At 61.3% G+C, this 26,581-nt stretch carries 28 protein-coding genes; 17 read left to right on the forward strand and 11 right to left on the reverse strand.

What is annotated here, in order from left to right:
* The first annotated feature begins 1 nt into the window (after position 1).
* From A0W34_RS11880 to trmD, 5 genes are all read left to right on the forward strand, one after another.
* The gene (locus tag A0W34_RS11880; RefSeq protein WP_058038619.1) at positions 2 to 1,084 is read left to right on the forward strand and encodes an amidohydrolase family protein; all 1,083 of its coding nucleotides are present in this window, start codon (positions 2 to 4) and stop codon (positions 1,082 to 1,084) included.
* A gap of 209 nt (positions 1,085 to 1,293) precedes the next feature.
* Positions 1,294 to 1,764: a 30S ribosomal protein S16 gene (gene rpsP / locus A0W34_RS11885; protein WP_003942818.1), complete on the forward strand. Its 471-nt coding sequence runs from the start codon at positions 1,294 to 1,296 to the stop codon at positions 1,762 to 1,764.
* On the forward strand, positions 1,761 to 2,003 hold the full coding sequence (locus A0W34_RS11890) for an RNA-binding protein (protein WP_003939023.1): 243 nt from the start codon (positions 1,761 to 1,763) through the stop codon (positions 2,001 to 2,003). Before rpsP ends, A0W34_RS11890 begins: the two co-directional genes overlap by 4 nt.
* Positions 2,004 to 2,017: 14 nt before the next feature.
* Positions 2,018 to 2,590, forward strand: a complete 573-nt coding sequence (gene rimM / locus A0W34_RS11895) for a ribosome maturation factor RimM (protein WP_050656639.1) — start codon at positions 2,018 to 2,020, stop codon at positions 2,588 to 2,590.
* A gap of 9 nt (positions 2,591 to 2,599) precedes the next feature.
* Positions 2,600 to 3,304 (forward strand): tRNA (guanosine(37)-N1)-methyltransferase TrmD, encoded by a 705-nt coding sequence (trmD, locus tag A0W34_RS11900; RefSeq protein ID WP_003942745.1) that lies wholly within the window; start codon positions 2,600 to 2,602, stop codon positions 3,302 to 3,304.
* On the opposite strand, the gene A0W34_RS11905 is transcribed toward trmD, so the two are convergent.
* Entirely contained in the window at positions 3,301 to 3,876 is a 576-nt protein-coding gene (locus tag A0W34_RS11905; protein WP_042450814.1) for a dihydrofolate reductase family protein, read from the reverse strand. The genes trmD and A0W34_RS11905 overlap by 4 nt on opposite strands.
* Before the next feature lie 68 nt (positions 3,877 to 3,944).
* On the opposite strand from A0W34_RS11905, the gene A0W34_RS11910 reads away from it, so the two are divergent.
* On the forward strand, positions 3,945 to 4,523 hold the full coding sequence (locus A0W34_RS11910; RefSeq protein ID WP_042450812.1) for a TetR/AcrR family transcriptional regulator: 579 nt from the start codon (positions 3,945 to 3,947) through the stop codon (positions 4,521 to 4,523).
* 4 nt (positions 4,524 to 4,527) lie between these two features.
* Here the strand turns inward: A0W34_RS11910 and A0W34_RS11915 are convergent, their stop codons facing one another.
* Together A0W34_RS11915 and A0W34_RS11920 are read right to left on the reverse strand one after the other, a co-directional pair.
* The gene (locus A0W34_RS11915; protein ID WP_058038622.1) at positions 4,528 to 4,974 is read right to left on the reverse strand and encodes a GtrA family protein; all 447 of its coding nucleotides are present in this window, start codon (positions 4,972 to 4,974) and stop codon (positions 4,528 to 4,530) included.
* Positions 4,971 to 7,169 carry a hypothetical protein gene (locus tag A0W34_RS11920; protein ID WP_081558793.1) on the reverse strand — a complete coding sequence of 733 codons (2,199 nt, stop codon included), beginning with the start codon at positions 7,167 to 7,169 and terminating at the stop codon, positions 4,971 to 4,973. The genes A0W34_RS11915 and A0W34_RS11920 overlap by 4 nt, the downstream gene beginning before the upstream one ends.
* Positions 7,170 to 7,341: 172 nt before the next feature.
* Between A0W34_RS11920 and A0W34_RS11925 the strand changes: the two genes are divergently transcribed.
* Both A0W34_RS11925 and rffA read left to right on the forward strand, forming a co-directional pair.
* On the forward strand, positions 7,342 to 8,328 hold the full coding sequence (locus A0W34_RS11925; RefSeq protein ID WP_003942691.1) for a glycosyltransferase: 987 nt from the start codon (positions 7,342 to 7,344) through the stop codon (positions 8,326 to 8,328).
* Positions 8,318 to 9,460: a dTDP-4-amino-4,6-dideoxygalactose transaminase gene (gene rffA / locus A0W34_RS11930; protein WP_003942806.1), complete on the forward strand. Its 1,143-nt coding sequence runs from the start codon at positions 8,318 to 8,320 to the stop codon at positions 9,458 to 9,460. The genes A0W34_RS11925 and rffA overlap by 11 nt, the downstream gene beginning before the upstream one ends.
* A gap of 26 nt (positions 9,461 to 9,486) precedes the next feature.
* Here the strand turns inward: rffA and A0W34_RS11935 are convergent, their stop codons facing one another.
* Positions 9,487 to 10,473, reverse strand: a complete 987-nt coding sequence (locus A0W34_RS11935; RefSeq protein WP_007729299.1) for a serine hydrolase — start codon at positions 10,471 to 10,473, stop codon at positions 9,487 to 9,489.
* A gap of 75 nt (positions 10,474 to 10,548) precedes the next feature.
* Here A0W34_RS11935 and A0W34_RS11940 point away from each other — a divergent pair, with 75 nt between their 5' ends.
* The 6 genes from A0W34_RS11940 to A0W34_RS11965 all read left to right on the forward strand — a co-directional run bounded on the left by A0W34_RS11940 (position 10,549) and on the right by A0W34_RS11965 (position 16,244).
* Positions 10,549 to 12,888, forward strand: a complete 2,340-nt coding sequence (locus A0W34_RS11940; RefSeq protein ID WP_007729297.1) for a Tex family protein — start codon at positions 10,549 to 10,551, stop codon at positions 12,886 to 12,888.
* A gap of 104 nt (positions 12,889 to 12,992) precedes the next feature.
* Entirely contained in the window at positions 12,993 to 13,880 is an 888-nt protein-coding gene (locus A0W34_RS11945; RefSeq protein WP_003942742.1) for a hypothetical protein, read from the forward strand.
* Between the two features lie 89 nt (positions 13,881 to 13,969).
* Entirely contained in the window at positions 13,970 to 14,311 is a 342-nt protein-coding gene (gene rplS / locus A0W34_RS11950) for a 50S ribosomal protein L19 (protein ID WP_003942791.1), read from the forward strand.
* A gap of 55 nt (positions 14,312 to 14,366) precedes the next feature.
* Complete coding sequence (lepB, locus tag A0W34_RS11955; RefSeq protein ID WP_003942787.1) at positions 14,367 to 15,170, forward strand: signal peptidase I; 804 nt, start codon at positions 14,367 to 14,369, stop codon at positions 15,168 to 15,170.
* A 50-nt stretch (positions 15,171 to 15,220) separates the two neighbouring features.
* Positions 15,221 to 15,901: a ribonuclease HII gene (locus tag A0W34_RS11960; RefSeq protein ID WP_024487346.1), complete on the forward strand. Its 681-nt coding sequence runs from the start codon at positions 15,221 to 15,223 to the stop codon at positions 15,899 to 15,901.
* Between the two features lie 37 nt (positions 15,902 to 15,938).
* A complete protein-coding gene (locus A0W34_RS11965) occupies positions 15,939 to 16,244 on the forward strand; it encodes a DUF2469 domain-containing protein (RefSeq protein WP_003942715.1) in 306 nt (101 codons plus the stop codon).
* Positions 16,245 to 16,328: 84 nt separating this feature from the next.
* Here A0W34_RS11965 and A0W34_RS11970 read toward each other — a convergent pair whose 3' ends face one another.
* The 3 genes from A0W34_RS11970 to A0W34_RS11980 all read right to left on the reverse strand — a co-directional run bounded on the left by A0W34_RS11970 (position 16,329) and on the right by A0W34_RS11980 (position 18,930).
* Positions 16,329 to 17,510, reverse strand: a complete 1,182-nt coding sequence (locus A0W34_RS11970; protein WP_081557715.1) for an RtcB family protein — start codon at positions 17,508 to 17,510, stop codon at positions 16,329 to 16,331.
* Positions 17,511 to 17,607: 97 nt separating this feature from the next.
* Complete coding sequence (locus tag A0W34_RS11975) at positions 17,608 to 17,841, reverse strand: hypothetical protein (protein WP_058038626.1); 234 nt, start codon at positions 17,839 to 17,841, stop codon at positions 17,608 to 17,610.
* An 81-nt stretch (positions 17,842 to 17,922) separates the two neighbouring features.
* A complete protein-coding gene (locus tag A0W34_RS11980) occupies positions 17,923 to 18,930 on the reverse strand; it encodes an iron-siderophore ABC transporter substrate-binding protein (protein WP_223304440.1) in 1,008 nt (335 codons plus the stop codon).
* Positions 18,931 to 19,073: 143 nt separating this feature from the next.
* Here A0W34_RS11980 and A0W34_RS11985 point away from each other — a divergent pair, with 143 nt between their 5' ends.
* On the forward strand, positions 19,074 to 19,880 hold the full coding sequence (locus tag A0W34_RS11985) for a helix-turn-helix transcriptional regulator (RefSeq protein WP_081557716.1): 807 nt from the start codon (positions 19,074 to 19,076) through the stop codon (positions 19,878 to 19,880).
* 114 nt (positions 19,881 to 19,994) lie between these two features.
* Here the strand turns inward: A0W34_RS11985 and A0W34_RS11990 are convergent, their stop codons facing one another.
* Positions 19,995 to 20,729: a hypothetical protein gene (locus tag A0W34_RS11990; RefSeq protein WP_007734864.1), complete on the reverse strand. Its 735-nt coding sequence runs from the start codon at positions 20,727 to 20,729 to the stop codon at positions 19,995 to 19,997.
* 433 nt (positions 20,730 to 21,162) lie between these two features.
* Between A0W34_RS11990 and A0W34_RS11995 the strand changes: the two genes are divergently transcribed.
* Positions 21,163 to 23,595 (forward strand): GmrSD restriction endonuclease domain-containing protein, encoded by a 2,433-nt coding sequence (locus tag A0W34_RS11995; protein WP_198035692.1) that lies wholly within the window; start codon positions 21,163 to 21,165, stop codon positions 23,593 to 23,595.
* Between the two features lie 272 nt (positions 23,596 to 23,867).
* Here A0W34_RS11995 and A0W34_RS12000 read toward each other — a convergent pair whose 3' ends face one another.
* The 3 genes from A0W34_RS12000 to A0W34_RS12010 form a co-directional block, all read right to left on the reverse strand.
* A complete protein-coding gene (locus A0W34_RS12000; protein WP_081557717.1) occupies positions 23,868 to 24,176 on the reverse strand; it encodes a hypothetical protein in 309 nt (102 codons plus the stop codon).
* Positions 24,177 to 24,688: 512 nt separating this feature from the next.
* The gene (locus A0W34_RS12005) at positions 24,689 to 24,955 is read right to left on the reverse strand and encodes a hypothetical protein (RefSeq protein WP_081557718.1); all 267 of its coding nucleotides are present in this window, start codon (positions 24,953 to 24,955) and stop codon (positions 24,689 to 24,691) included.
* Positions 24,956 to 24,969: 14 nt separating this feature from the next.
* A complete protein-coding gene (locus A0W34_RS12010; RefSeq protein WP_081557719.1) occupies positions 24,970 to 25,617 on the reverse strand; it encodes a hypothetical protein in 648 nt (215 codons plus the stop codon).
* Positions 25,618 to 25,712: 95 nt separating this feature from the next.
* On the opposite strand from A0W34_RS12010, the gene A0W34_RS33735 reads away from it, so the two are divergent.
* Positions 25,713 to 26,318, forward strand: coding sequence for a GIY-YIG nuclease family protein (locus A0W34_RS33735; protein WP_081557720.1), 606 nt, complete (start codon positions 25,713 to 25,715; stop codon positions 26,316 to 26,318).
* Positions 26,319 to 26,581: the final 263 nt, after the last annotated feature.

Raw genomic sequence — 26,581 nt, forward strand, 5'->3', positions numbered from 1 at the left:
GGTGGCTGCGCTTCATCTGCGGGGTATCGGTCTGCCCGATGCCGAGCCGATCGAATTGTGGATCGTCGACGGGCTGATCTCCTTCGAGCCGGTGTCCGGTGCGGAGACGATCGTCGAATCGGGTTGGATCACACCGGGTCTCGTGGATGCGCACTGTCACGTCGGTATCCGCTACGGCGGTGGCGGCGGCGAAACCGTCGACGGCTTGCTGGGGCAGGCGAAGACCGAACGTGACGCGGGCGTGCTGTTGCTTCGTGACGCCGGATCGCCGGTCGACACCAGGTTCATCGACGAGCGCCTCGATCTGCCGCGGATCATTCGCGCAGGCCAGCACATCGCAGCACCGAAGCGGTACATCCCGGGCCTGCCGGTCGACCTGGACGACGAATCTCAGTTGCCGGCCGAGGTGGTGCGTCAGGCACGCGCCGGTGACGGTTGGGTCAAGCTCGTCGGGGACTGGATCGATCGTTCCATCGGTGACCTCGCCCCGTTGTGGAGCGACGAGATTCTGGTCGAGGCCATCGCTGCCGCCCATGCCGAAGGCGCAAGGGTCACCGCTCACGTCTTTGCCGAGGATGCTCTGCCCGGCCTGATCAACGCCGGCATCGACTGCATCGAGCACGGCACCGGATTGACGGACGCAACCATCGAGTTGATGGTCGCTCACGGCACGGCCTTGGTTCCGACGCTGATCAACATCGCAACTTTCCCCGAGATCGCGGACTCCGCCACGCGGTATCCGATCTACGCGGCGCACATGCGGGATCTGCATGCTCGTCGACATCGGACGATCGGTGCCGCTCACGAGGCCGGGATTCCGATCTATGCCGGAACGGATGCCGGCGGATCGATCAGGCACGGGCGGATCGCCGACGAGATCGCCGAACTCGAAGTTGCCGGTTTGACGGCGCATCAGGCGCTGGGCGCAGGCTGCTGGGACGCGCGGAGTTGGTTGGGTGCGCAGGGGATCGAAGAAGGAGCGCCCGCCGACCTGGTGGTTTATTCCGAAGATCCGCGCGGAAACCCCGATGTGCTCGCGAAGCCGATGCGTGTGATCCTCCGCGGAACCCCCGTGAGCGGTTAGGGAGTCCCCGCTCTCTCGAAGCGCGCACAGGGTGGTTTCCGAACGAGCCCACCCATCTGGCACAATGGACCATTGTTCGTCGCAACCGGTTACGTACCGCTGCGACGGTCACAGGATAGAGGCAAAACCGGGCTCACAAATCGTGTGGGTCGCTGAATTGCACGTGACATGCGCAGCACTGTTGTGCGCGCTGAAGGAGAACTGCAGCTGTGGCTGTCAAAATCAAGCTCACCCGCCTCGGCAAGATCCGCAACGCTCAGTACCGCGTTGTCATCGCCGACTCGCGCACCCGTCGTGACGGCCGTGCGATCGAGACCATCGGCAAGTACCACCCCAAGGAAGAGCCCTCGCTGATCGACATCGATTCCGAGCGCGCTCAGTACTGGCTGTCCGTGGGCGCACAGCCCACCGAGCCCGTCGAGGCACTCCTCAAGATCACCGGTGACTGGCAGAAGTTCAAGGGCCTGCCGGGCACCGAAGGCACCCTGCGCGTCAAGGAAGCCAAGCCCACCAAGCTCGAGCTCTTCCAGGCTGCGCTCGCGCAGGCCGAGAACGAGCCGGTTGCAGAAGCAATCACCCCCAAGAAGAAGAAGGCTGCAAAGGCTGACGAGGCCAAGGCAGAAGACACCGCGGCTGACGCCGAGGCTCCCGCTGCAGACGCCGAGGCTGCTGACAAGTGAGTGCCGTCGTCGCTGATGCGGTAGAGCATCTCGTGCGTGGCATCGTCGCCAATCCCGACGATGTGCGTGTCGAGCTGATCACCGGACGTCGGGGACGGACCGTCGAGGTGCACGTGCACCCCGACGATCTCGGCAAGGTCATCGGTCGGGGTGGTCGCACGGCGACCGCTCTGCGGACCTTGGTCTCCGGCATCGGTGGCCGCGGTATCCGTGTTGATGTCGTCGACACCGATCAGTAGACGGCAGTAAACAGGTGGAACTCGTAGTCGGTCGTGTCGCGAAGTCGCATGGCATCAAAGGTGAATTGGTAGTCGAGGTTCGTACAGACGAGCCCGAGGATCGTTTTGCCGTAGGTTCCGTGCTGCGTGGGCGCAAGCCGCGCGAGTCCACACTGAAGTCGTACACAGTGGAAGCCGCCCGGGATCATTCCGGGCGGCTTCTGCTGCGCCTGGAAGGCGTCAGTGACCGTGGCGACGCAGATGCGTTGCGCGGCACACTGTTTGTCATCGACAGTTCCGAACTCGAGCCTTCGGATGATCCGGACGAGTTCTACGATCACGAACTCGAAGGACTGAAGGTCGTCCTCACGGACGGCACCGAGATCGGTTCGGTCATCGAGGTATTGCATTCCGCCGCAGGTGAATTGCTATCGATTCGCCGCGCCGGTGAGACGTCCGGTGAATTGCTGATCCCGTTTGTCGCAGCCATCGTCACCTCGGTGTCGATCGCCGACGGCGTCGTGGTGATCGAGCCCCCCGAGGGACTGCTCGACCCGGACTTCGGTGACAAGTCGAACAGCGACAATTCGAACGCCGACAGCGACTGATCGCTTGTCATGCGTCTCGATGTAGTCACCATCTTTCCCGAGTATCTCGAACCGCTTCGTGCTGCCTTGCTGGGCAAGGCAATCGAACGCGGCTTGATCTCGGTCGACGTCCACGATCTGCGGTCGTGGACCCATGACGTACACAAAGCCGTCGACGATTCCCCGTACGGCGGCGGACCCGGCATGGTCATGAAACCCACCGTCTGGGGCCCGGCACTGGACGACGTGATCGGGCGCTCCGATTCTTCCGGCCCCGATGATGCCGAGACCATTCTGGTGGTGCCCACTCCCGCCGGCGTTCCGTTCACCCAGGAGACCGCGCACCGCTGGTCCAACGCCAAGCACCTCGTCTTCGCCTGCGGCCGATACGAAGGTATCGATCAACGGGTTTTCGACGACGCCGCCAAGCGGGTCAGAGTCGAAGAAGTCAGCATCGGCGATTACGTCCTGATCGGCGGCGAAGCAGCGGTGCTGGTGATGGTCGAGGCTGTCGTGCGACTGATGCCCGGCGTTCTCGGCAATCAGCTTTCACACCAAGAGGATTCGTTTTCCGACGGCCTTCTCGAAGGGCCCAGTTACACTCGCCCCGCCGTGTGGCGTGATCTCGAGGTCCCGCCTGTTCTGCTTTCCGGAGATCACGCGAAGATCAAGGCGTGGCGCCATGAGCAGTCGCTGCAGCGCACGGCCGAGCGTCGACCGGATCTTCTTCCTTAGGTATTTCGCTTCAACCAGGTGATGCTTGCGCCGTCGTCGAGCGATTCGGTTGCAGTCGGTGTGAACGGTGTCGGCTCGAAGTTACCTCTGATCATCGGTATGCCTGCGCCGGCGACTACCGGGTACCTCTTGATGATCAACTCGTCGATCTCCGGTAGTAGTTCGCCGGCGAGAGTTCCGCCGCCACACAGCCAGATATCTTGTCCTTCTTCCTCTTTGAGGGATCTGACTACCCCAAGCGGGTCGGCGCGAACGATGGTGACGGGGGGATCCTCGGCGTCAGGGATGGTTGTGGAGACGACGAACTGACGCAGGTGCGCGAAGGGGCTTTTCACTCCGGCGGCCAGCCCGGGCTCGTAGGAGCCGCGGCCCATGACGACCGTGTCGAAGGTCCTGTTGGGCGCGTCCTCGATTCCGAGAGCGGGCCGCACATGCGTTGGCACGGTTTCAGGATATCGATCGCATATCCAGGCCGTGATCTGTTCGGAGACCGGGAGGAAGTCGAATTCGCCACCAGGCCCCGCGATGTATCCGTCGAGGGAGGCTCCCACGTAGTACACAAGCTTTCGCATAACGCGCTCCCTTCGTAGTACTATGTTTGTAGTGGTTTAATTTAGGGTTGTGTCAGGAGTGATGTCAAGTGCGAAAGAACCCGGAACGCCGGCTTGCCCTGATCGACGCGGCAATCGAGGTGTTGGCCCGAGAGGGTGCTCGAGGCTTGACGTTTCGAGCCGTCGACGCCCAGGCAGCAGTGCCGAACGGGACAGCGTCGAACTACTTCTCCAATCGCGACGACCTGCTCACTCAAGCGGGTGGCCGGATCTACGAGCGACTGATTCCGGAGGACCTCGAAGGGATGATCGATCCCGTCAACGGCACCGATCGTGAGCGCCTGGTGACGCTCATGCTCGACGTGGTCGAGCGCGTCACCTCGTTCGGAACGGGTTTCCTCGCGCTCATGGAGTTGCGACTGGAGGCGACGCGTCGACCGGACCTGCGAGCGGTGCTGACCGTCCGCATCCGAGAAGACTTCGATCTGAACGTAGCCAATCATCTGGCGTCGGGCGTGCCGGGTGATGCGATGACCGTTCGCCTGCTCTATTTGTCGCTGAACTGGCTCGCACTGGATCGACTCACATTGCCGGACCTGTTCGGAGAGGAAGATATTCGGACGATCGTCGAGGCGGCGGTGGATCGAGCGTTACCCCGCGAATCGTAGAAGGTCAGTGTCGTTCGGCAGGTTTGCGGCGGAACGAGAAGTATCGATGACCGAAGAAGCTCATACCGGCGACGATCAGCATGACAACCGCCTGGGCGGGAAGCGGCGGGGCATGCAGAATCGACACCGCGATTGTTCCGAGTATCAGATTCAGCACCAGGCCACCGGAATTGACGACGATGAACGCTCCCAGGTCGCGTGCCACATGTCCGCGGACGCGGAAAACGAGAGTCCGATGCAGAACGAAAGCGATGAGGACGCTGATGGAGTACGCGCCGATCACAGCCACTTGATACAGATCCTTGTTGTCGAGGATCAGTGTCCAGATCACGAAGAGCACGTATCCGATCGCCGTATTAGCCACTCCGACAATGGCAAATGCGATGGGTTGATGCTTGACCACCCGAAGCAGTGGGCCGGGGTTCTCGGGTGATGCGATGTCTTCGGTCATGAAGACTCGGTTTTCACGGTGTTGATCCCGTCCTTGCGTCGGGTCCGCAGATGCATCCACTCGAGCACGCCGAGTCCGAGGACTCCGGCGACCATCGAAGCGCCGCCGACCTTCCATCCCGGGGGACGCCACGTCAGGACAAGCTCTGCGTCCTTCGTCCCGGCGGGAATGTCCACGGTGACAAAGGACTTCGCGACGACGTCGATCGGGACAGGCTGACCGTCGATGCTCGCCCGATATCCGGGCCAGCCGAGCCGTGCGAACACAACCTTGCCGCCGGTCTCCGAACTGACACGAAGGGTGCTCGACATGTTCGATTCCGCGGTCGAAACAGCTTCGACGCCACGGGTATCGGCGATGCGGCCGTTTCGTGTCGAGACGGGGCCGTCGACGCGTTCGAGCACGGAGATGTAGTTCTCGTGACCGGGGTAGTCCACCCATGTCCACCCGTCGGGAGCCGGGTTCTTGCGTGCATCGGGGTAGAGAGCGTTCTGAAGTACGACGCGGTCCACGTTCATCAGGTCGACGATGGTGCGGCCGGTGGTGGGTTCGACGGTGAATGCGCGCCGAAAGGCGTCGGGGCAGACGCTCATGTCCCAGCGCATGCAGAGCAGATCACCGAAGTAGAAGTGCCCGTTGGGGGTGTAGCCGCTGGTGTAGGTCAGTTCGAGGTCTTTGGGGTAGTTGCCGAAAGCCAGGGAACCGTACGCTCCGTCGAGGGTTTTGTCCCCGGGTGCGATGAGTGCACGGTCGCCCAGTTGCAGTGTCGTGCCTTCGAAGTCGGGGAAGGCCTCTTTCATCTCCGAGCGGGATTCGGGCAGGTTCCAGCTCATCGGGGTTGGTTGCGCGGCCCGAACCTGGGCGTAGGCGATGGGGGAGACCGCGACGATCGCTACGAGGCATGCGAAAGCAGTGCCCTTGGTACGGCCGAGCCAGACCATCGCGGCGCCGAGTGCGGCAACGAGCAGGGCTGAGATCACATGCCATTTCGCGAGCCCGGGAGCTGCCGAGGCTGACCGAATCAGAAGCAGGCCCACGAGGATTCCCGCTGCAACGCAGCGCCCGCGCAACTTGTCGGTCGTGGCGTAACGCCCGAGCAGGATGCACACCAGAAGCAGGAGTCCGATGGCCACCATCGGAAGTACGCGCGCGGGCCACCGCAGTGGGCCGATCGTGCTCGGCCCGGCAGTCCACATGAGGACGGCGACCGTGAAGATCCCGACGGCGGTCAATTCGCGTGCCGCGGCGCGTGCCTTGCCCCAGTCGATGAATGCCAGGGCGGGTATGAGGAACCAGGCGATGTAGACCATGGGCATGGTCTGGATGTATCCCCACCACGAGGTGAACGCGGGCATCGTGCTCGGCAGGCTCGCGTTCAGCGATTCCGACCACGGGACGGCGAGGAATGCATCGTTCTTGACTTCGGATGCACCGCGCCAGGTGACGTCCGCGGTGAGCAGGCTCGGCAGATACGTCGCGAGACCGGCCAGAGCGGCACACGCGGACACCGCCAGAAGCCGCAGTGACGGCAGCCAACGCCGCTGATAGACAACTTCGCCGATTGCGACCGCGCCGATCATCAAGCCGGATTCGACTGCGGGGAAAACATATTGGACCGACATCGCGAGATACAAGAACACGAAGGTCGGGATCGGACCGCTCTTACCTCGGGCGTAGCGGATTGCCGACGCCCACGCCTGAACCATCCAGGCAGTGCCGGTGAAGGCAGTCATCCAACTGGCCGAGTCGAAGAACAGCAGGAAACCGGTGAACGGAATCGAGACGCCGGCGACGGCAGCCCACGTGGGCTTCGAGCCGTACTCGAGGCAGATCCGATAGACGCCGAGTGCAAGGATGATCGCGAAGATCAACTTCACGATCGTCGCGTACAACGCCAGGTTGTCGAAGGACGGTGCGATCAGGTCGATCAGGAGTTGCGGTGGATTGAGAAGGCCTGCTTCCTCGATCGCGTAGTTGCCCGCCATCCAGTTCTCGGGGACGAGCACCGGGAGGTGTCCTTCTCGCAGACTGCGGCCGAGCATGACCCACAGCGGCGCGTATTGGGACTCGGTGTCGTCGGTGTAGAAGTGACGAGCATTCGCGAGCACCACGGCCAGATAACCGGCGATGACACCGATCGCCGTGACGGCGCCCCACTTGTACACGTCTGCCCGGGCGAGAGTGCGAGTTTCCACCACGAGTTCCAGACCTTAACAGGGCAGGTGGGGCGTACGGAGACGCGAGCGCGTCACGCGCCGCCGGCATCCGAAGTCAAGACATCTCTGCGTGTTAAAGTTCGCGACGGTGTGGGCCCGATCGTGCCTGTCTCTCGGCGCCAGTCGAGCCCCCTGAAGGGAGTGGAAGCGAGTGCACTCGATTTCCGTCGTAGTGCCCGTTTATCAGGGCGAAAAGACGATCACGGCGCTCGTCGAGGAGTTGGACGGCCTGGGCACACCGAGTGCGACGCCCGGTGGTGCGCAGTTCTCCGTCGACGAGATCGTGCTGGTTCACGACAACGGCCCGGACCGCTCCGACGTCGTGTTACTCGAATTGGAGCGCCGTTTCGAGCAGGTGCGTGTCGTGTGGCTCAGCCGCAACTACGGCCAGGACGCGGCGACCATCGCCGGCATGGCCGCTGCAACTGGACAGTGGATCGTGACGATGGACGAGGACGGCCAGCACGACCCGGTGCACATCGGGGCTTTCCTCGACACCGCGCTGACGGAGCGATCCGATCTCGTGTATTCCAAACCCACGAACACACGCCCGCACGGATTCTTGCGGAACCTGACCTCGCGCGGCGCAAAGATCGTCTTGGCGACGGTATTCGCGTTCCCTGATTCGACGAGATTCGAAAGTTATCGCCTGATCCGCGGTGACATCGGCCGACAGTTGGCCGGCGTCGCGGCCAACGGCGTGTATCTGGACGTTGCGCTGACGTGGGTTGTCGGTAACACGGCCACGGCGCCGGTGACACTTCGAGCCGAAGGCCGCGAAGAATCCGGGTACAACTACCGCCGTTTGTTCTCGTTGTTCTGGAAGATGGTGTTGTGTAGCGGAACACGCGGTCTGCGGCTGGTCAGCCTGCTCGGAGTCACCCTGGCGTCGGCCGGCGTGATCATGGCCGCGGTGATCTTCATCGGGGCCATGACCGGCGACAACAATGATCCCGAAGGATGGGCGTCGATCATCATGGCGCTGCTGGTCTGTTCGGGTGCGATTCTGTTCTCGCTCGGGCTCATTGCCGAATATCTCGGTGTGGCACTGCACGTCCTTGTCGGAAAGCCGCTGTATCTGACTGTCGACTCCCCGCGGCCCGGAACCTCGATCGATCGGCGTAGTCGTGAGCACTGATCGCATCATCTTCTCCCGCCCCTATCGGGCATCGAACGAATTGTCGAATCTGGCAACGGTTCTGGAGTCCGACCACATTCACGGTGACGGACGTTTCACCAAGTCCGCGACTGCAGCGCTCAAGGCGATCACCGGATCCACGCATGCTCTGCTGACCACCTCGTGCACGCATGCACTCGAATTGGGTGCGCTGCTGCTCGAATTGGGCCCGGGCGACGAGGTAATAGTTCCGAGCTTCGCGTTCAGTTCGGCGGCGACCGCCGTCGCGTTGCGCGGGGCCACTGTTGTTTTCGTCGACATCGATCCGAGTACCGGCAACATCGACCCGGCGTGCGTCGCGGCGGCGATCACCGAACGCACCAAAGCTGTACTGGTCATGCATTACGGCGGAGTCGCCGCGGACATGGAACCTCTCCTCGACCTCGCGGAACTCCACGGCGTTGCGTTGATCGAAGACAACGCTCACGGACTCGGCGGAAAGTGGCGCGGGCGCTCGCTCGGCACCATCGGAACTATCGGAACGCAGAGTTTTCACGACACCAAGAACGTTCACTGCGGTGAGGGCGGCGCGCTGTTGCTCTCCGACGATCAGTTGATGACTCGCGCCGAAATCATCCGTGAGAAGGGGACCGACCGTGCGCGTTTCCTGCGCGGGCAGGTCGACAAGTATTCGTGGCAGGACATCGGGTCGAGTTATCTGCCCAGTGAACTCAATGCCGCCGTCCTCGACGCACAACTCTCCGAGTTCGACGCGATTCAGGCGGCCAGGCATCGCGTCTGGGATGCCTACAGCGTGAGTCTGGGCGAGTGGGCGGCCGCGAACGGTGTCGTGCCCATGGCGGTGCCCGATGATCGCGAGCACACTGCGCACCTGTTCTATCTCAAGATGCCGACCGAAGAGAGCCGTGACGGCTTGATTCGGCACCTTGCCGGTGACGGAATCGTGGCGCCGTTCCACTACGTTCCGCTCGATACGAGTGCGGCCGGTGTGCGCTACGGACGAACACCGCAGCCGTGCGTGCGTAGTGCCGAGTTCTCCGCGTCGATCCTTCGACTGCCGCTGTGGCCCATGCTCACGTTCGAACAACAGGACCGTGTCATCGGTTCGGTGCTCGAGTACAAGCAGGCTTGAGGACGAACACGACCGCGTGGATCGAATCAGGGCCCGGAAGCTTCGGGCATCGCCGAATCCGCGGTCGTGGATGCCGCTGCCCAGTCGTCGATGCTTCCGCTCGGGAAGAGAATCTGCGTGACGCCGGTGACCGTGTCGCGTGCGTGCAGTGCACTTTCGTCGTCGACGGCATCGGTGAACGAGGTGTCGGGATAGAAGCTGTCCTCATCCGTGTACTGGACGTCTTCTCGCGAACCGATCGCGATGATGTATCGGTTGTCGTCACCGACGATGCCGGTGGACAGATGGATCCACTTGTCCTCGACACAGCACATCCAGCCCTGTTTGACTCCTATGACGGGCTCGCCGAACAAGGCCTCGGGCAGGCCGAATCTCTGGTCGTAACCGTCGGTTCCTTCGGGAGTGGATTGCCGCAGGTACTCGACGAACTGCTCGACCCGTTCAGGTCCGAGTTGATCGGAGTCGTCGAGGACACCGCTGTAGAAGGTGACCAGGTCACGTGTCGTGGTCTCGGTGTTCCACCACATTCCGTCCCAGGGCGGCGTCGTCGCGGTCAGTGCGTAACGCTCGGCGACGCGGGTGATCACCTCTTGGCCGCCGACCTCGTCCCACAGGAGGTTGGCTGCGGTGTCGTCGGAGGATTCGAGCATCGCCGCCATGAGGGTGCGATCGTCGTCCGTGATGGGTCGCTCACCGCGCGCATCCTGATGAAGTAGATCCTCGGCGATGAAAAGTTTTGCCACCGAGGCTGTTTCGATCTGCTGGTCACCGGCGACGTCGAGGTACTTGTCCGAGGAGCGGTCGAGGATGGCGATGGAGACGTCCGCACCACGCCCGAGCGCAGCTACCTGAGCCTGTCCCAGACGGCCGTCGAGGGTCTCGGCTACCGGAACATTGGTGTCGGGAAAGGCGGGGGTCTGCATCGGATCATCCGGGTTCTGTCCACCGCTGCACGAAGCCGCAAAAGTAACTGCGGCCACCATTGCGGCAATCCGGACGTACCGCGTACTCATTTGTTTCCCCCGGTAGCCCTGACACGGCACTGTTGCCGATCTTCTTGTCTCAGGATAGCGGTAGGGTCGGATCTCGTGATTCTCAAGACCGTGAACCAGCGCATTGCCGAGGAACTCGACGTCCGCGAAGGCCAGGTTGCAGCAGCAGTCGACCTTCTCGACGGCGGAGCCACGGTGCCCTTCATCGCCCGGTACCGCAAGGAAGTCACCGGCACGCTCGACGACGCCCAGCTGCGACTCCTGGACGAGCGGCTGCGGTATCTCCGCGAGCTCGACGACCGTCGTGACGCCGTGCTCACGGAGATCGACTCTCAGGGCAAACTCGACGATCAACTGCGCGGTCAGATCATGCTGGCCGAGACGAAAGCGCGGCTGGAGGACATCTACCTCCCCTTCAAGCCGAAGCGGCGCACCAAGGCGCAGATCGCCCGCGAGGCCGGCCACGAGCCCGTCGCCGATGCTCTCATCGGAGATCCCACCACCGATCCCGCGAAGTATTCGGACGAGCAGCTCGACGGTGCCCGGTCGATCCTCGTCGAGCGCTTCGCCGAGGACGCCGATCTGGTCGGTGAATTGCGTGAGCTGATGTGGAATCGCGGCCAGGTCGTCTCCTCGGTCCGCAAAGGCAAGGAAACCGATGGCTCGAAGTTTGCTGACTACTTCGAGTTCTCGGAACCGTTCTCCAAATTGCCCTCGCACCGCATCCTCGCCGTCCTGCGCGGCGAGAAGGAAGAAGTGCTGTCGCTCAACATGGCGGCAGACACCGAAGAACTCGCGCCGGGGGAGCGCACGGTCTACGAAGGCCGCATCGCGTCGCGGTTCGAGATCGCCGACCGTGGTCGGGCCGCCGACGGGTGGCTTCTCGACACCGTCAAGTGGGCGTGGAAGACGAAGTTCGCCGTCACGCTCGGTATCGACACTCGGATGCGTCTGCGGCAGTCGGCCGAAAAGGACGCCGTCGACGTCTTCGCCACCAACCTCAAGGATCTACTCCTCGCAGCTCCCGCCGGCGCCCGACCCACCATGGGACTCGACCCCGGATTCCGCACCGGAACGAAGGTTGCCGTCGTCGACGGAACCGGCAAAGTTGTTGCCTACGAGACGATTTACCCGCACCAGCCGCAGAACAAGTGGGACGCGGCTCTCGCGACGCTTGCCGGACTGGTCGCCGAACACGGCGTCGAACTGATCGCCATCGGCAACGGCACGGCCTCACGCGAGACCGACACGCTCGCTACCGAACTGATCAAGAAGACCGGCGCGCCCAACCTGACCAAGATCGTCGTCTCCGAGGCAGGCGCATCGGTGTACTCGGCTTCGGCCTACGCGTCGCAGGAACTTCCCGACCTCGACGTCTCGATTCGCGGTGCGGTGTCCATTGCGCGTCGCTTGCAGGATCCGTTGGCGGAGTTGGTCAAGATCGATCCCAAGTCCATCGGCGTCGGTCAGTACCAGCACGACATCACCGAATCGCTGCTCTCGCGTTCCCTCGACGCCGTCGTCGAGGATGCCGTCAACTCGGTCGGCGTCGACGTCAACACCGCGTCCGTGCCGCTGCTTGCTCGGGTGTCCGGAATTGCAGGATCCCTTGCAGAGAGTATCGTCGCGCATCGGGACCAGAACGGTCCGTTCAAATCCCGCAAGGGTCTCAAGGATGTCTCCCGCCTGGGACCCAAGGCATTCGAGCAGTGCGCAGGCTTCCTGCGGATCACCGACGGCGACGACCCTCTCGACGCGTCGAGCGTCCACCCGGAGGCATATCCGGTGGTTCGCAAGATCGTCGCGAGTGCAGGCGGGGACGTGCGCACCGTGATCGGAAACTCGCAGGCACTTCGATCGGTCAAGGCGTCCGACTACGTCGACGAGCGATTCGGTCTACCGACCGTCACCGACATCATCTCCGAGTTGGAGAAGCCGGGACGAGATCCACGACCCGAATTCAAGACCGCAACCTTTGCCGCAGGTATCGAGAAGGTCGCGCATCTCAAGCCCGGCATGACCCTCGAAGGCGTGGTCACCAACGTCGCAGCCTTCGGTGCCTTCGTCGACATCGGAGTTCATCAGGACGGTCTGGTTCACGTCTCGGCGATGTCACACAACTTCGTCAAGGACCCACGCGAGGTCGTCAAGTCAGGTGACGTCGTCAAGGTGAAGGTCCTCGAAGTGGACGAGGCACGCCAACGCATCGGGCTGACGCTTCGTCTCGACGACGAGGTGGGAGCGCCCCGCAAGTCCGAAGGCCAGCGAGGTGGGCAACCCCAGCGTCAGGGCCAGCCGCAGGGCCAGCGTCAGGGGCAGGGTCAGCAACGAGGAAATGGCGGACGCCAGGGCGGACGCGAGCAGCGACCGGACAACCGCGCGCCTGCTGCCGGGTCGATGGCCGACGCTCTGCGCAAGGCGGGCTTCGGCAAGTAAATCCGTCCGCCGGGTTTTCGAAGTCCGTATCGTCACAATCGAGTCGGTTGGCGGTATGAATCCGATCAGGGTCGGATCATGAATTCGGTGAAGGGAGGACAGTGATGCGGGAGTGGCTCGAGCGCGAGATCATCGCCCATGGCCGATTGCCGTTGCTGTTCTTCCTGCTCGGGTTCCTGTCCGCCTTCCTTTTCATCCGCCTCAGCGTCCGGATGATTCGCGCGCAAGTGAAATGGTGGCCGGGCAACATCGCGCCCGGAGGCCAGCATGTGCATCACGTCGTGTTCGGTGTGATCGCCATGATGATCTCCGGTGGTGCGTTGATCGCGGTCTACGTCGATGGTTCGCAGACCACCGGTGCCGTCCTGGCGGCGATCTTCGGTATGGGTGCGGCGTTGGTGCTCGACGAGTTCGCACTGATCTTCTATCTGAAGGACGTGTACTGGTCCGAACAAGGTCGGACCTCGGTGGATGCGGTCTTCGTCGCGATCGCCGTGACCGGTCTGGTGCTGCTGGGTTTCCGCCCGCTCGAACTTCTCGACGTCGCCGGATTCCGTGAAGAACGCGATCCGTGGATCAAATTGGTCTTCGTTTTCGTCGCGTTGATCAACTTCGCCTTGGCAGCCATCGTGATTCTCAAAGGGAAGATCTGGACGGGGCTCGTCGGCCTGTTCGTTTTCCCGTTGCTGGTAATCGGAGCGGTCCGCCTGAGCCGGCCGGGTGCACCGTGGGCTCGCTGGCGGTACACGCGCAAGCCGAAACGGATGAACCGCGCGCTCGAACGCGAACGGAAATGGCGTCGGCCCGTCATCCGGGCCAAGATCTACGTCCAGGATCTGATAGCCGGATCGCCGAGCGTCGAACATGCGATGACCGCGGCCGAGCAGGAACTGGACCACACCATCCACGCAGCTCCGCCGCCACCGATTTCCCCGCTGGTATCCGCGTCTGGCACAATGGACGGGTTGCCTGGACCAGGCAGCAGCACTTGATCTGGGCACGAACCAGACGAGCGCCGTTTCGGGAGACCGAAACGCGTGCCGCTCGGTTCCTCTGCTCCTGCGAAATACAAGGATGACATATGAACACCCTGGACTTCCTGGACAAAAAGTCGCTCCGCGACGACATCCCCGAGTTCCGTCCCGGCGACACGCTCAACGTGAACGTCAAGGTTATCGAAGGCTCCAAGGAGCGCGTGCAGGTCTTCAAGGGCGTCGTTATTCGTCGCCAGGGCGGCGGCGTTCGCGAGACCTTCACCGTCCGTAAGGTCTCCTTCGGCGTCGGCGTCGAGCGCACCTTCCCGGTTCACAGCCCCACGCTGGCCTCCATCGAGGTTCTGACCCGCGGTGACGTCCGTCGCGCCAAGCTGTACTACCTCCGTGAGCTTCGTGGCAAGAAGGCGAAGATCAAGGAAAAGCGCTGATCTTTCCGATGAGCCCGGCATCGCGTACGCGCGGTGTCGGGCTAATCTGGTTTCTGTGGCAGATTCTTCGAAGGAGCAGGCATTGTCGTCCGGACCCGAGAATCACGAGGGATCAAGCGGTTCCGCGGAACCGACCTCACATCGGCCGCAGAAGAAACAGCGATCGTTTCTGCGAGAACTCCCTGTTCTGATCGGCGTAGCGCTGGTACTCAGCATCGTCCTTCAGGCATTTGTCTTCAGAGTTTTTCTCATCCCATCCGAGTCGATGGAACCGACACTGCACGGCTGTGCGGGATGTACCGGTGACCGCATCGTGGTGGAGAAGATCGGATACCGCTTCGGCGATCCGGAACCCGGCGACGTCGTCGTCTTCAAGGGACCCGATTCGTGGAACACGAAATATGTGTCCAATCGGTCCGACAACGTTGTCGTCCGCGGTATTCAAGAGGTCGGTTCGTGGGTCGGCCTCGTTCCGCCGGACGAGAACGACTTGGTCAAGCGAGTGATCGCTACCGGCGGCCAGACCGTCGAATGCTGTGACGATCAGGGCCGAGTCCTGGTCGACGGCAAGCCGCTCGACGAGCCGTACATCAAGATGGATTTCCCGTTCACTCCGGGAACGCAAACGTGTGACACCGAATTGAAGTCGGGCCGCTGCTTCGGACCGATCACCGTTCCCGAGGGCCACGTGTGGGTCATGGGTGACAACCGCAGCAATTCCGCCGACTCGCGCTACCACGTCGACGACGAGTTCCAGGGAACCGTCCCGATCGACAACATCATCGGTCAAGCTCGTTTCATCGTTCTTCCCCCGTCGCGAATGGGCGGCATCGATGCGCCTGATATTCAGGGCAACTGAGTTGTCGGACCGCACACATGGATTCGCGTAGTTCCGAGTAGGCAGAGACAGTGAGTAGTTGGCCCCCTCGCGTTGTCATTCGCAGATCGGCAGGTCTGCGGACGATGGAGTCTGCGTTGGCGCGAACCGGACTCGGTCCGGTGGCCGGCGTCGACGAGGCCGGGCGCGGAGCGTGCGCTGGTCCACTTGTCATTGCAGCGTGTGTCCTGGCGCCGAAACCGCAAGCAGCCCTCGCGCGGCTCGACGATTCGAAGAAGCTGACCGAACGTGCGCGCGAGGAGCTTTTCCCGGCGATCAAGCGCTTGGCGTTGGCGTGGAGTGTCATCTCTGTTCCCGCTGCGGAAGTCGATCAGATCGGCATCCACGTCGCCAACATCGAGGGGATGCGACGAGCAGTTGCGGGCCTCGACCTCGAACCGGGCTACGTTCTCACCGACGGATTCCGGGTTCCGGGTCTGACGGCTCCGTCGCTACCGGTCATCGGCGGTGACGGCGCCGCTGCATGCATCGCCGCGGCGAGCGTTCTCGCGAAGGTGACCCGAGATCGTGTGATGACCGAGATGGACGACACTCATCCGGGATACGGCTTCGCGATTCACAAGGGATACAGCACGCCACTGCACATGGACGCACTCGACGAGCTGGGGCCGTGCCCTGAGCACCGCATGACCTATGCCAACGTGGTGGCTGCGGGAGTCCGGTTGGAACAACGCGCGGGCCGTACGGGATGATGGACGTTCAGACGAACTGGGAGGACTGGCTAAACCGATGAGTGCCGAGGATCTCGAGAAGTACGAAACCGAGATGGAGCTGTCGCTCTACCGTGAATACCGGGACATCGTCGGACAGTTCTCCTACGTCGTGGAGACCGAACGACGTTTCTACCTGGCCAACACGGTCGAGTTGCTGCCCCACAATTCAGACGGGGAGATCTACTTCGAGCTGCGGATGTCCGACGCCTGGGTGTGGGACATGTACCGCCCGGCGCGATTCGTGAAATACGTACGCGTCGTGACCTTCAAGGACGTCAACATCGAAGAGCTGGACAAGCCGGATCTGCGCCTTCCTGACTGATCTGCGCTTGCCGGACTGATCTCGACAACGAAGTGCCCCGCCGATATCGGCGGGGCACTTCGTATTTCGCGGAGTTGTGCGGGGTCAGTTGCCCTTGACGTTCACAATCTGACGCAGCGTGTGTCGAATCTCGACCAAGTCCTTCGCGTCGTCCATCACGACGTCGATGTCCTTGTACGCACCCGGGATCTCGTCGAGGAACGCCGCGGAACGCTTGTATTCGATGCCGACCATTGCCTTGTCGAGATCTTCGATGGTGAAGGTCTTGCGTGCCTGGTTACGTCCGTACACCCGACCCGCGCCGTGGGGGCTGGACTTGAACGACGGTACGTTTCCCTTCCCGACGACGACGTAACTCGCCGTCCCCATCGAGCCGGGGATGAGCCCGGGCGTGCCCTCGTCTGCCTTGATCGCACCCTTACGGCTCAGCCACACACCCCTGCCCATGTGGAACTCCTTCTGGGTGAAGTTGTGGTGGCAGTTGATCCGCTCGACTTCGTCGATGATCGCGGGCTTGCCGTCTCCCATGAAATGCGCGAAGTCCTTCACGACGCGGTCCATCATCTCTTCGCGGTTGAGCAAAGCGAAGTGCTGAGCCCAGTTGAGATCGGTGATGTACGAGTCGAATTCGGGTGTCTTCTCGACCAGGTAGGCAAGATCCGGATCGGGAAGGTTGATGTACCACCGCTCGCACAAGTCCTTGGCGATCTTGATGTGATGCTGCGCGAGCTTGTTTCCGATACCGCGGCTGCCCGAGTGCAGGAACAGCCAGACGCCGTCGCTTTCATCGAGTGTCACCTCGATGAAGTGGTTACCAGAGCCCAGCGTTCCGAGCTGAAACCTCCAGTTGTTCTTGAACTTGTCGTAGAAGGCCAGGCGATCGCCCGCCATTGCCTCGAGTTCTGCGATGCGGATTTTCGCCGTGTCGCTCAGCGTCTTGTTGTAGACACCTGCCGAGAGCGGAACGGAGCGTTCGATGCTGTGGCGAAGTACGCTCAGGTCGCGGCCTTGAAGGTTGCGTGCGTTGAACTGGGTTTTGACCGCGATCATTCCGCAGCCGATATCGACTCCGACGGCGGCGGGCATGATTGCGCCTTCCGTCGGAATGACCGAACCCACCGTCGCTCCCGCACCGAGGTGCGCATCCGGCATAAGCGCCAGATGTGGACGGACAAAAGGCATCTGGGACGTACGCAGCGCTTGCTCGCGAGTGTTCTCGTCGAGTATCGATGCCCAGTTCCACAACCTCTTGGTGATCTTCTCCATCAGATTTCTCCCACATAGTTCACAGCCGAACCGATCGGTCCGGTGTGTCGTGCAGGAATGACCATGCGCTCGGTCAGTGGTTGTGTGCAACCCCTTTTCAGGTTCGCAGGCCGTCTGCGAGTTCGTAGATTCGTCCGACGTACTTCTCCTGGAAGGCTTTTCGGGCAGCATCTGCCTGTTGCCGTGCGCCCATCTGGGAGTAGAGGTACTCGAGATGAACCAAACTCTCGCCGATGTCGACGCGTCGCTGGTCGAGAACCGTCAGCTCGTCGACCAGTCGAGCCAGATCGAGTCGTGCAAGATCCAGCGCTGTCTCCGGTACCTCGTCCATGGTGATCCTCGATGTCCGTGAGTGCTTCCTGACCCCGAGGCTAACACTCTTCGAACATATTTTCGATACCTGCCCTGTTGTTTACTTCGACAACGTGGCTGTCAGTTGGTCGATGGCATACGGAATGCTCAGGACGGTATTGCCGGACATCGCCGCGCCGACGGGTGGATCTGCGGTGTACCGCACGACTATCGCATTTCCGCTCTTCACGGCGGGTAGTCGCTGGTAGAGCGTGTTGTCGGCGAGGGCCTTCTCTCCCTCCGGATCGGCCATCACGATCAAACGATCAACGGGTTCGAGGATGTCGTATCGCTCGTTCGGCAGCCAGTCGCCGAACTGGTCGCCGACGAATGCGTCGACCGTCGCAGGGAGGGTGAACCCGAGTGACGAGAGGAAAATGCCGCGTGGGTCGTGCGACGAGAACACGTATCCCTCGGGAGTGTCGAGGTTGACGATCGTTGCGGTTTGCCCGGCGAACTCCGGGTGTGCAGCGCGAGCGGCGGCAAACGCGTTTTCGGTATCCGTGATCAGTTGCTGAGCTTGTGGTCCTTTGCCGAGGGCGCGCCCGGCGGTGAGCGTCATGTCGGTCCACGGCGTTGTGTACGCGTCGTAGTCCTTGCTCTGCGCGACAGTCGGCGCAATCGAGGTCAGCTTCTTGTAGGTTTCCGTGTCGATGTCGGCGTACAGCGCGAGGATCAGATCTGGTGCGAGGTAGGCGATTTGCTCGAAGTTGAAGTCTCCGCCGCTGTTGATGTAGGTCGGAGTCTTTCCCTTCCAGTAGTCCTCCGTCCACGGCCAGCTTTCATCCAGGCCGGAGCCCCACCATTCGGCCATTCCGACGGGTTCAACTCCCAGGGCAAGCAGTGGTTCGTGATCGGTGTATCCGAGTGTGACGACGCGCTGTGGTGCGGCGTCGATTGTCGTCGAACCCAGTGCGTGCTCAATCGTCACGGGGAATGCGTCGTTGGTCTGGAGCGCTGATGCGGTGTCGACGCCTTGCGAGGTTCCACAGGCGGTCGAGAACCCGATGATCGCGGCCGTCGTGAATAAGGCGGCGAGGATTCGGGTGCTACGTGAGGGCACGTGCATGCTCCTTCGGGGTGGTGGGCGAATGATCTGAGTTCCGCATGAAGTAATGAACTGGTAGCGCCGGCAATAAAGTGAGGCTAACCTTTGCGGAATCGTCGGTCCATCCTTCCGGATGGACTCGGATACGCTCAGAAAGACGCAAAATGTCCACTATCGAGTACTCGACTCGCCCAAAGTCCTTGCTAGCGCTGCCCGATAGTCGCGGACGGACATTCAAAGATTTTCAGGTCTACACCAACGTCGTGGAGGCCGTGACCGCGTACGGGGCTCACCGCCACCCGGAGCATCAGATCGCCTGGATGAGTGAAGGGACGATACAGATTGCTGCCGGGGGCAACGTGTGGCACCTGCACAGCGAGCACTTGGTCTGGTTGCCGGGCACCGTTCTCCACGACATGACGCTTCTGTCGGCGGGATGCATGATCGCGGCCTATGCGCGTCCGGATCTACGCCCTGGCGGGCCCAGGTGGACTCAGCCACTGGTTCTCGAAGTCGATGCTCTGTCCGCTCAATTGCTCCGCCATCTCGCAGATCGGACCATCGACGATGCTCGGCGGTTGATGAGTCAGGAGTTGCTCTACGACATTCTTGCTGCCGCGCCCGAACGGCACGACGTCCTCGCGGTTCCTCGCAATGCTGCGGCGAGTTCGGTTTCTGCCCGCATCCTTGCCGATCCGGCAGACTCGCGAACATTAGGGGAGTGGGCGGGTGAACTCGGGGTCAGTTCCAAGACTTTGATGCGTGCCTTTGTCGCCGATACCGGGATTACCTTCGGACAGTGGAGGACTCGCGCCCGAATGTATGCGTCGCTCGAGATGCTCGCGCGGGGTGAGGGTGTCAACGACGTTGCCCCGCAGGTGGGTTACCGAACCAGTAGCGGGTTCATCGCCGCATTTCGGGAAACCTTCGGTACGACGCCGGCCCGGTACGGCGGAAAGCTGACGCGGTGATTTGCTGATGATTTCTTGAACTCGGTTGACGGCAAAGCTTTGTTCGGCAACGTAGAAATGGGCCGAGCTACCAGCATGTGCTGGTGGCTCGGCCCATTTCTAATTCGAACTGAGTCAGCTCATGTTGCCGAGCACATTGCCCAGGACACCGCTGATGACATTGGTCATCGACCCCTGCGGATCGGTGAGGGAACCGAATACCTGGCCCGATCCGGAGTTGAGTGAGCCGAAGCCCATGTCCTCGAGGCTTCCGGCGCCCGCCTCGACGGGGTTCGGCTGCCGGATGGTGACGCACACGCCCATCGGATTGATGTTCCAGTCGCCCGCCGCCAGCACAATGTTGGTGCCGGCGCCGCTGTCGAGCTGAGAGCCGACAACTGCGTTATCGGGAACCTTGTAGGTGGTCTCCAATGCGATGATGCCGCCACCAGCAGTGGTCCATCCGCCGCCCTTTGCCACCACGGAGTTGTTGCCGACGACGACGGTCTTGGTGACGTCGTCCCACTTCTGGTCGCCGATAAGCCATTTGACGTTCAGGCGAGCCTTGACCAGCTGGAATCCTGCCGGGTGGAAATCGCGGATCTGATTGACGAGTGCTCCCGAACCGGAAACCTTTGTCAGGTAGGTGACCGTCTGTCCCGGGGCGACCTTGCCGTCGCCGACAACCTCCTTGCTGACGGTGTACGGCGTCCCGAGGGAACCGGCCCAACTGTCGGTGACCGACTGGTTGAGCGCGCATGCCGGTGCTGCTTGCGCCACCGAGGCTCCAAGTCCAACAGTGACGCCGGCGGCGATGAGAACGAGGGATGTAGTGGTTGCTACTGCGTGGCGAAGTGAGCGGCGGGCCATGTAGAACTCCATTCGGCGGGGTGCGTGACGGTTTGAGCAAAACTGTAACTAGTTCTACTGGACTTTCGTCCAAATTGTGAGGATTTCAGAAAATTGTGGGGGTCTTGCCGAATTCCGCAGGCTCTGGGTTGTCAACAGGTCGTCCGGCTGAGGGCAAGCGGGGGTAGCGATGGCCACGGGAACAGATGGTGGTTTGCTGCACAGTCCTAAGCCGAGTCGGTTTAAAAGTGATACCTGAGAGGCTGTCGCCCGATCAGGGAGCGTGAACCGGTCCGGCTTGCTCTCCTCGCGTCGAGGTATTACCGGCCAAGTTGCCCGAACTTGTCTGCGGTGGCAGGCATGATGCCCCAAGGAATATTGGCCGCGTCACTACCCAGGATTGGTGGCGCCTAGTGTCCGTCGACGCGACGAGCGGCGTAGAGAAGGAATATTGATGGAGACCACCGTACTCACCCCGCAGCAGGTGTTCTTCCTCCCTCAGCATCTGATGGTGCCGCTCTTTCAGCGCCCGTACGTGTGGGAGGAGATGGACCAGTGGCAGCCGCTGTGGCGGGACATCGCAAGATTGGCAGAGTTGCGCTACCGCGATCCCTATAGCGGTGCGCAACACTTCCTGGGGGCAGTGGTGTTGCAGGCCAACGACGTGGCCCACGGATCGACGCCGACGAAGAACGTGATCGATGGGCAGCAGCGGCTTACTAGCCTCCAGCTACTCATCGATGCCACTGCTGCGGTCCTGAGTGAGCTCGGGGTCGACAGCCTCGCGAGGCAGCTTGATGACCTCACCCACAACAGGTCCTATGACGCTGCTGTCGAGCCGACGTTGAAACTGCTGCACACCAACCGCGATCGGGATGCGTTCGTGGAGGTAATGAATGCTGAGCCCCCGGTAGATTACGCCGACCTCACGCACTCGGGTTCGTTAATCGTTGGCGCGCACAGGTACTTCTGCCAGACGGTCGCCGGATGGCTTGCAGATTCAGCCGGCGAAGTGGACCAAGCGCGTGCCGGTGCGCTGGTGCACGTTCTCTCCAAAGGGCTTCAGATCGTGGTTATCGACTTGAAGGCGCAGGAGAACTCCCAGGAGATATTCGAAACGCTCAATGCTCGCGGCACCCCGTTGACTGCTGCTGACTTGATCAAGAACTTCGTGTTCCAACGGCTGGAAGCAGAGGGCGTCGACACTGCGAAGGCATACGCCGAGGACTGGCCTTTTGAGACGGCGTTCTGGGAGGCAGATGTCAGCGTCGGCCGGGTGACGATGAGTCGCGGCTCTCTGTTCCTTGGTCAGTGGCTCGCGGCTCGGCTGGGCGAGGAGATCTCGCCGAAGCAGACGTTCAGCCGCTTCAAGCACCATGTCGACTACGAGGCGAACACGAAGATGAGCGATCTGCTCGCCACCATTAAGACCCAGGCCAGAATGTATCAGCAGTGGACATTGGGGGCCGCGGACACCAGCCGGATCCTGTCGGTCCCCGAGCGCGCCGTATACCGGATGCAGTGTGCTGGGATGGAACTCCTCAAGCCGGTTCTAATTTGGGTCCACGACCCTGCGCTCGACATACCGCAGGGCGTAGCCGACAAGGTGATTGGTTATTTCGAATCGTGGGTGATCCGACGCCAGTTGCTCCGATTAACGACAGCCCAGCTGGGTGCGGTCGTCTCCGACGTCATCCATACCCATCGAACCGCTCCGCCCGCTGAGCTCGGGCAACGCGTCAGTGCGCACCTCGCACGTCTGTCAGTTGCTTCGACGTACTGGCCGGGCGACGAAGAACTCCGGGGACATCTGCGCACCGAGCAGGTCTATCGCCGCTTCCAACGGCCCCGGCTGCGGATGTATCTGGAGGCCATCGAGGACAGCCTTCGTGCCCGCCACGGATACCCGGCCATGCCTCGGCAGAACAATCCGATCGAGCATGTTCTCCCGCAGAAGTGGCAGACGCATTGGCCTGTCAGCGGGCTCGAAGCGGAGGTTGCCCGTAGTGAGCACGTCCACCGGCTCGGCAATCTAACCTTGCTCTCGAAGAGCCTCAATAGCAGCGTTTCGAACGGTCCTTGGACTGGCGAGAAGGGAAAGCGGTCCCGAATCGTCGAACATGACGTCTTTCTGATCAACCGCAGCTTCCTCGACGCGCAGTCATGGGACGAGAACGCTGTCGACGCTCGCACCGAGTCCATGATTGGCGCGCTGCTCATCACCTGGCCCGTACCTGATGGGCACACGGGGAAGATCGACGATCCAGATATCAAGAGTCAGACTTGGGTGGAGATCAAACATCTCGTCGCTGCTGGAATTCTTGAGCCCGGCACAGTCATTCGACCGAAAGGTGCGAGCGACGTCGTCGCTCGGATTACCGATCAGGCGCACATCGAAATCGGTGGTCAAATATTCGAGAGCCCCTCGGCTGCAGCGCGTCACGTTCGTGAAGGCAGGCACACGAACGGTTGGAGGTACTGGCAACTCGACGACGGTCGTAGCCTCTTCGACGTGCGAGCCGAGTTCAGGGGAGATCAGGCGGACAACCAAGCCGGATTCGACTGGTCACCATTGCATCAGATCCTCGAGCAACTCCCCGAGGGGCGCTGGACCTCCTACGGTGAGCTTGCCGATGCGATCGGTACCGCCCCGCAGCCGCTCGGCAATCACATCGTCAACTGTCGCCATTGCGTCAACGGCTGGCGCGTCTTAACCTTTGACGGCCGGATCGCACCGGCATTCCGGTGGAACGATTCAGACGATGATCGTGACCCCGTCGACGTCCTACAACATGAGGGCATCGCCTTCGCCAAGGGCAAGGCCGCTGCTGAGCGACAGCTCGGGAGCGAGGATCTCGCTGCCTTGGCGCAGGCCCGGACCGTTTGAAGATCCTAGACTTGACGCCATTGTCGAGGACTTCGCCATAGTCACGGCGCGAAACAGACATCTAATCAGCTTAGGTACCTCGCCGATATGCTCGAAGCTACCGATGCTGTTCACCTGAAGAGTTCGAGGATAGGGAGAACGCATGAATAGATCGCCATCTTCAGTGCCTCCGGCTACAGCGATCAGGCCATCAAGTGCGCCAACCAGGTGAACATCTTGCTGATGACCTACGACCCGCTCGGCGCAGTAGAAGGCGTGAACCAACCGGCGAATCAGTTCCTAGCGACGGTGACCACAGTGCCGACTACGTATAGTCCTTCTACCGACTGGCGACTTGTCGGCATCGTGGTCTTCATCTTGATCGTGGTGACGACCGCGATCGTCGTGAGGAGTCCCGCGAGTCCCTGTAGGCACAGCGCTATCGTGGCGATGCGGGCTTTAACTCCTATTGCACGTCCGAGAGATTCGATGACATCGATGTCGGTATCGGCGCAGATCCGCCGCACTCCGACATACACCATGCGTCGTTGCGGCTGACGAAGTTGCGAAGAGTCTCGGTTGTCGCCGCACTGGACCGCCACGTGGAGTTTTGAGCAAAGATCCGTAAGGCGATGACGAAGAGGGCCATGGCGACCAGAAGCACCACGACGGCGACCGGACTCGTCACTTTGGCGCCCTGGTCAGTCCGCTGACTAGGAAGGTTAGCCCAAAGATGAAGGAAACTAGAGCCCCACTCGATGCAACAATTGTGGACCCGCGATCTTCAATTCTTTTTCGGGCCTCGAACTCAGTCATTTTACGCTCAGCGATATATGCGCACAGCGTCTCGTAACCATCGTCAGTCATTCAGCGTTTGCGACGTGTCTCAGACTGCGGCGGCTTGCTGTTGTAATAGCTGGGTGTGTCGGTGTTCTATGACGACCGAACTGATGTGTGCGACTTTTTAGGTGCCAACGGAATCATGGCTTTGCGGGTTTCTCGGCGGGATCGGTCGATTTGCGACGCTCGGGCTGAATCACGAACTCGATAGGAAGCTCACTCGGTATCTCAATGTCATCGGCGAAGAATCGGTAGGCGGCCTTCTTTTGTAGATTCATTCCTGCTTCGTTCGCATCGTTGGTCTTGCGTAGAGCTTCTTCCCAGTCGTTGTCTTGGTCAGCCGTGGTAAAGCACTTCGCTGCTCTTGCATGTTCTTAAACACGCTCGACACCGCCTTGACGAGTTCGGGAGTGGTGATCTGGAACATCGCAGTGCGGACAGTCATCATGCAGTCGTTCACCGTGCCCAGCAGTGCCATCTGACTGGTCTCGTTTCGGATGATCATCTGGACTGTGTATCGAGTCTTGTCGGGATCGGACATAGTCTTCGAATTCCCTAGGTCCTCAGTGATGCCGTCGCTGGTTTCGAGTACACGGACTGGTTGTAAACGCCGGCGATGAACTTGCCGAGAGCGCCGAGTATTGCCTGAGCGGAGTTGTACTCGCGCTGGCGAACCTCCTCACGCTGCCGGTCGTTGGATTCTTTTGCGATCCGGGTGACGTCTGCCTCGTAGCGAGCCTTCTGGGTGTTCATCTGTTCACGGTGCCGTTCTCCAGCCGCTTCAGCGTCGCGCTCGTTTTGAGCTTCGGCGGCGTCAAGTTGGACCTTCAATCGTTTCTCAGCAGCATCGATTTCTTCCTGGTGCCGCCGAGCTGTGAGGGCAGCCTCGTCCTTCGCCCGCTGTTCGGCTTCCCGTGCCTGGCCGTTGGCCTGCACAGCCAACCAGACCGACGCGAGGGCAAGAGCCGTGGCACCAACTGCACTGGCCCATGCTCCAGCCGATGCAGCCTTGGTCTCGCTCTCGTTTTCTCCGGCAATCCAGCCGAACAGTGTGAATCCAAGCAATCCGGCCGCCACTGCGAGCACGATTCCGATGACCCCGCCGAGTATTGCACGGACCCACGGCACCCGAGATATGTCAATCGGTTCGAGGTCATTCGACTTCCGCAAGTCGGGGTCTTTGTCGACGTTCTCAAGGGTCACCCGCTGATTTAAGCAGATCCGACCGATCGTCCTTCACTGTCAGACAACTATGCGAACATCCTCGCTATGAACCTGACCCCACCACTGGCGCTGCCATGGAGGAAAGCACCCTTTACCTGGCAGCGTCCCCCCACACTCGCGCTCAGGTTCTAACAACTCCGTGCCCCGTGCCGGCCACTCCAGGTTCCTACGGCTGGTGGTTCCGAGAGTTGCCCGCTGAGATCAACACGTCAGGGTGTGCGAAGAAGGACGGGCTGACCTTGCTGTATCCGGGGATCAGCCCATCAGCACTTCTCGTTAATGGGAAAGCTCCGAGCAAGCAGACTCTTCGGACTCGGATCAAGACTCACTACAGGGGCAATGCCGCAGGTTCGACGTTGCGGCTGGCTCTCGGGTGCTTAATGTCGGATCAACTGGGGGTCGAGCTGCGTCTGGTTGGTTCAGGCAAACGGCTGACGTTCGTTGCAGGCGAGAAGGTGCTGTCCGAGTGGATGGCTGAGAACGCGTTGGTCTCGTGGGTTCTGAACCCCGAGCCTTGGGTATTGGAGCACCAGCTCATCTCAAGCCTGGACGGTTCTTTTAACTTGGATGCCAACGCGCACAACAGTTTCTTCCCAACTCTGAAGGCTGCGCGACAGTCGGCACGCGATCGGGCGCGGGAATTGCCAGTGGTGCCGAACCCTGGAGTTGGCGGTAAGTAGCTCATCCATCGTGCTTTGTCCGAGATGTAACGATTTCATGATGCTCTACGACTTCGTGGTGAGAATCGTTCATTTAAAGAGGGGGATCGGCTATGGGCAAGGTCGTTGTAGTGGTGCTAGGAATGCTTCTGCTCTTCTGGATGGTCGGTTCCTGTTCGGAAGATGAAACAGACGATTCACCTGGAGGTGGATACACCAGGGGAGTCACATACAGCGAAGATGAATGCCTTGTGCTGAGGTTCATCATGCTTGACGATTCAGAA

Source organism: Rhodococcus sp. BH4 (genome assembly GCF_002079265.1).
Taxonomy (GTDB): Bacteria; Actinomycetota; Actinomycetes; order Mycobacteriales; family Mycobacteriaceae; genus Rhodococcus_F; species Rhodococcus_F qingshengii.

What these genes read in the sequence shown, in the direction of transcription:
- trmD (WP_003942745.1), top strand. Translation starts at nt 2,600, where the DNA reads ATGCGTCTCGATGTAGTCACCATCTTTCCCGAGTATCTCGAACCGCTT.
- A0W34_RS11905 (WP_042450814.1), bottom strand. Translation starts at nt 3,876, where the DNA reads ATGCGAAAGCTTGTGTACTACGTGGGAGCCTCCCTCGACGGATACATC.
- A0W34_RS11915 (WP_058038622.1), bottom strand. Translation starts at nt 4,974, where the DNA reads ATGACCGAAGACATCGCATCACCCGAGAACCCCGGCCCACTGCTTCGG.
- A0W34_RS11935 (WP_007729299.1), bottom strand. Translation starts at nt 10,473, where the DNA reads ATGAGTACGCGGTACGTCCGGATTGCCGCAATGGTGGCCGCAGTTACT.
- A0W34_RS11945 (WP_003942742.1), top strand. Translation starts at nt 12,993, where the DNA reads ATGCGGGAGTGGCTCGAGCGCGAGATCATCGCCCATGGCCGATTGCCG.
- rplS (WP_003942791.1), top strand. Translation starts at nt 13,970, where the DNA reads ATGAACACCCTGGACTTCCTGGACAAAAAGTCGCTCCGCGACGACATC.
- A0W34_RS11965 (WP_003942715.1), top strand. Translation starts at nt 15,939, where the DNA reads ATGAGTGCCGAGGATCTCGAGAAGTACGAAACCGAGATGGAGCTGTCG.
- A0W34_RS11970 (WP_081557715.1), bottom strand. Translation starts at nt 17,510, where the DNA reads ATGGAGAAGATCACCAAGAGGTTGTGGAACTGGGCATCGATACTCGAC.
- A0W34_RS11975 (WP_058038626.1), bottom strand. Translation starts at nt 17,841, where the DNA reads ATGGACGAGGTACCGGAGACAGCGCTGGATCTTGCACGACTCGATCTG.
- A0W34_RS11980 (WP_223304440.1), bottom strand. Translation starts at nt 18,930, where the DNA reads ATGCACGTGCCCTCACGTAGCACCCGAATCCTCGCCGCCTTATTCACG.
- A0W34_RS11985 (WP_081557716.1), top strand. Translation starts at nt 19,074, where the DNA reads ATGTCCACTATCGAGTACTCGACTCGCCCAAAGTCCTTGCTAGCGCTG.
- A0W34_RS11990 (WP_007734864.1), bottom strand. Translation starts at nt 20,729, where the DNA reads ATGGCCCGCCGCTCACTTCGCCACGCAGTAGCAACCACTACATCCCTC.
- A0W34_RS11995 (WP_198035692.1), top strand. Translation starts at nt 21,163, where the DNA reads ATGGAGACCACCGTACTCACCCCGCAGCAGGTGTTCTTCCTCCCTCAG.
- A0W34_RS12005 (WP_081557718.1), bottom strand. Translation starts at nt 24,955, where the DNA reads ATGTCCGATCCCGACAAGACTCGATACACAGTCCAGATGATCATCCGA.
- A0W34_RS33735 (WP_081557720.1), top strand. Translation starts at nt 25,713, where the DNA reads ATGGAGGAAAGCACCCTTTACCTGGCAGCGTCCCCCCACACTCGCGCT.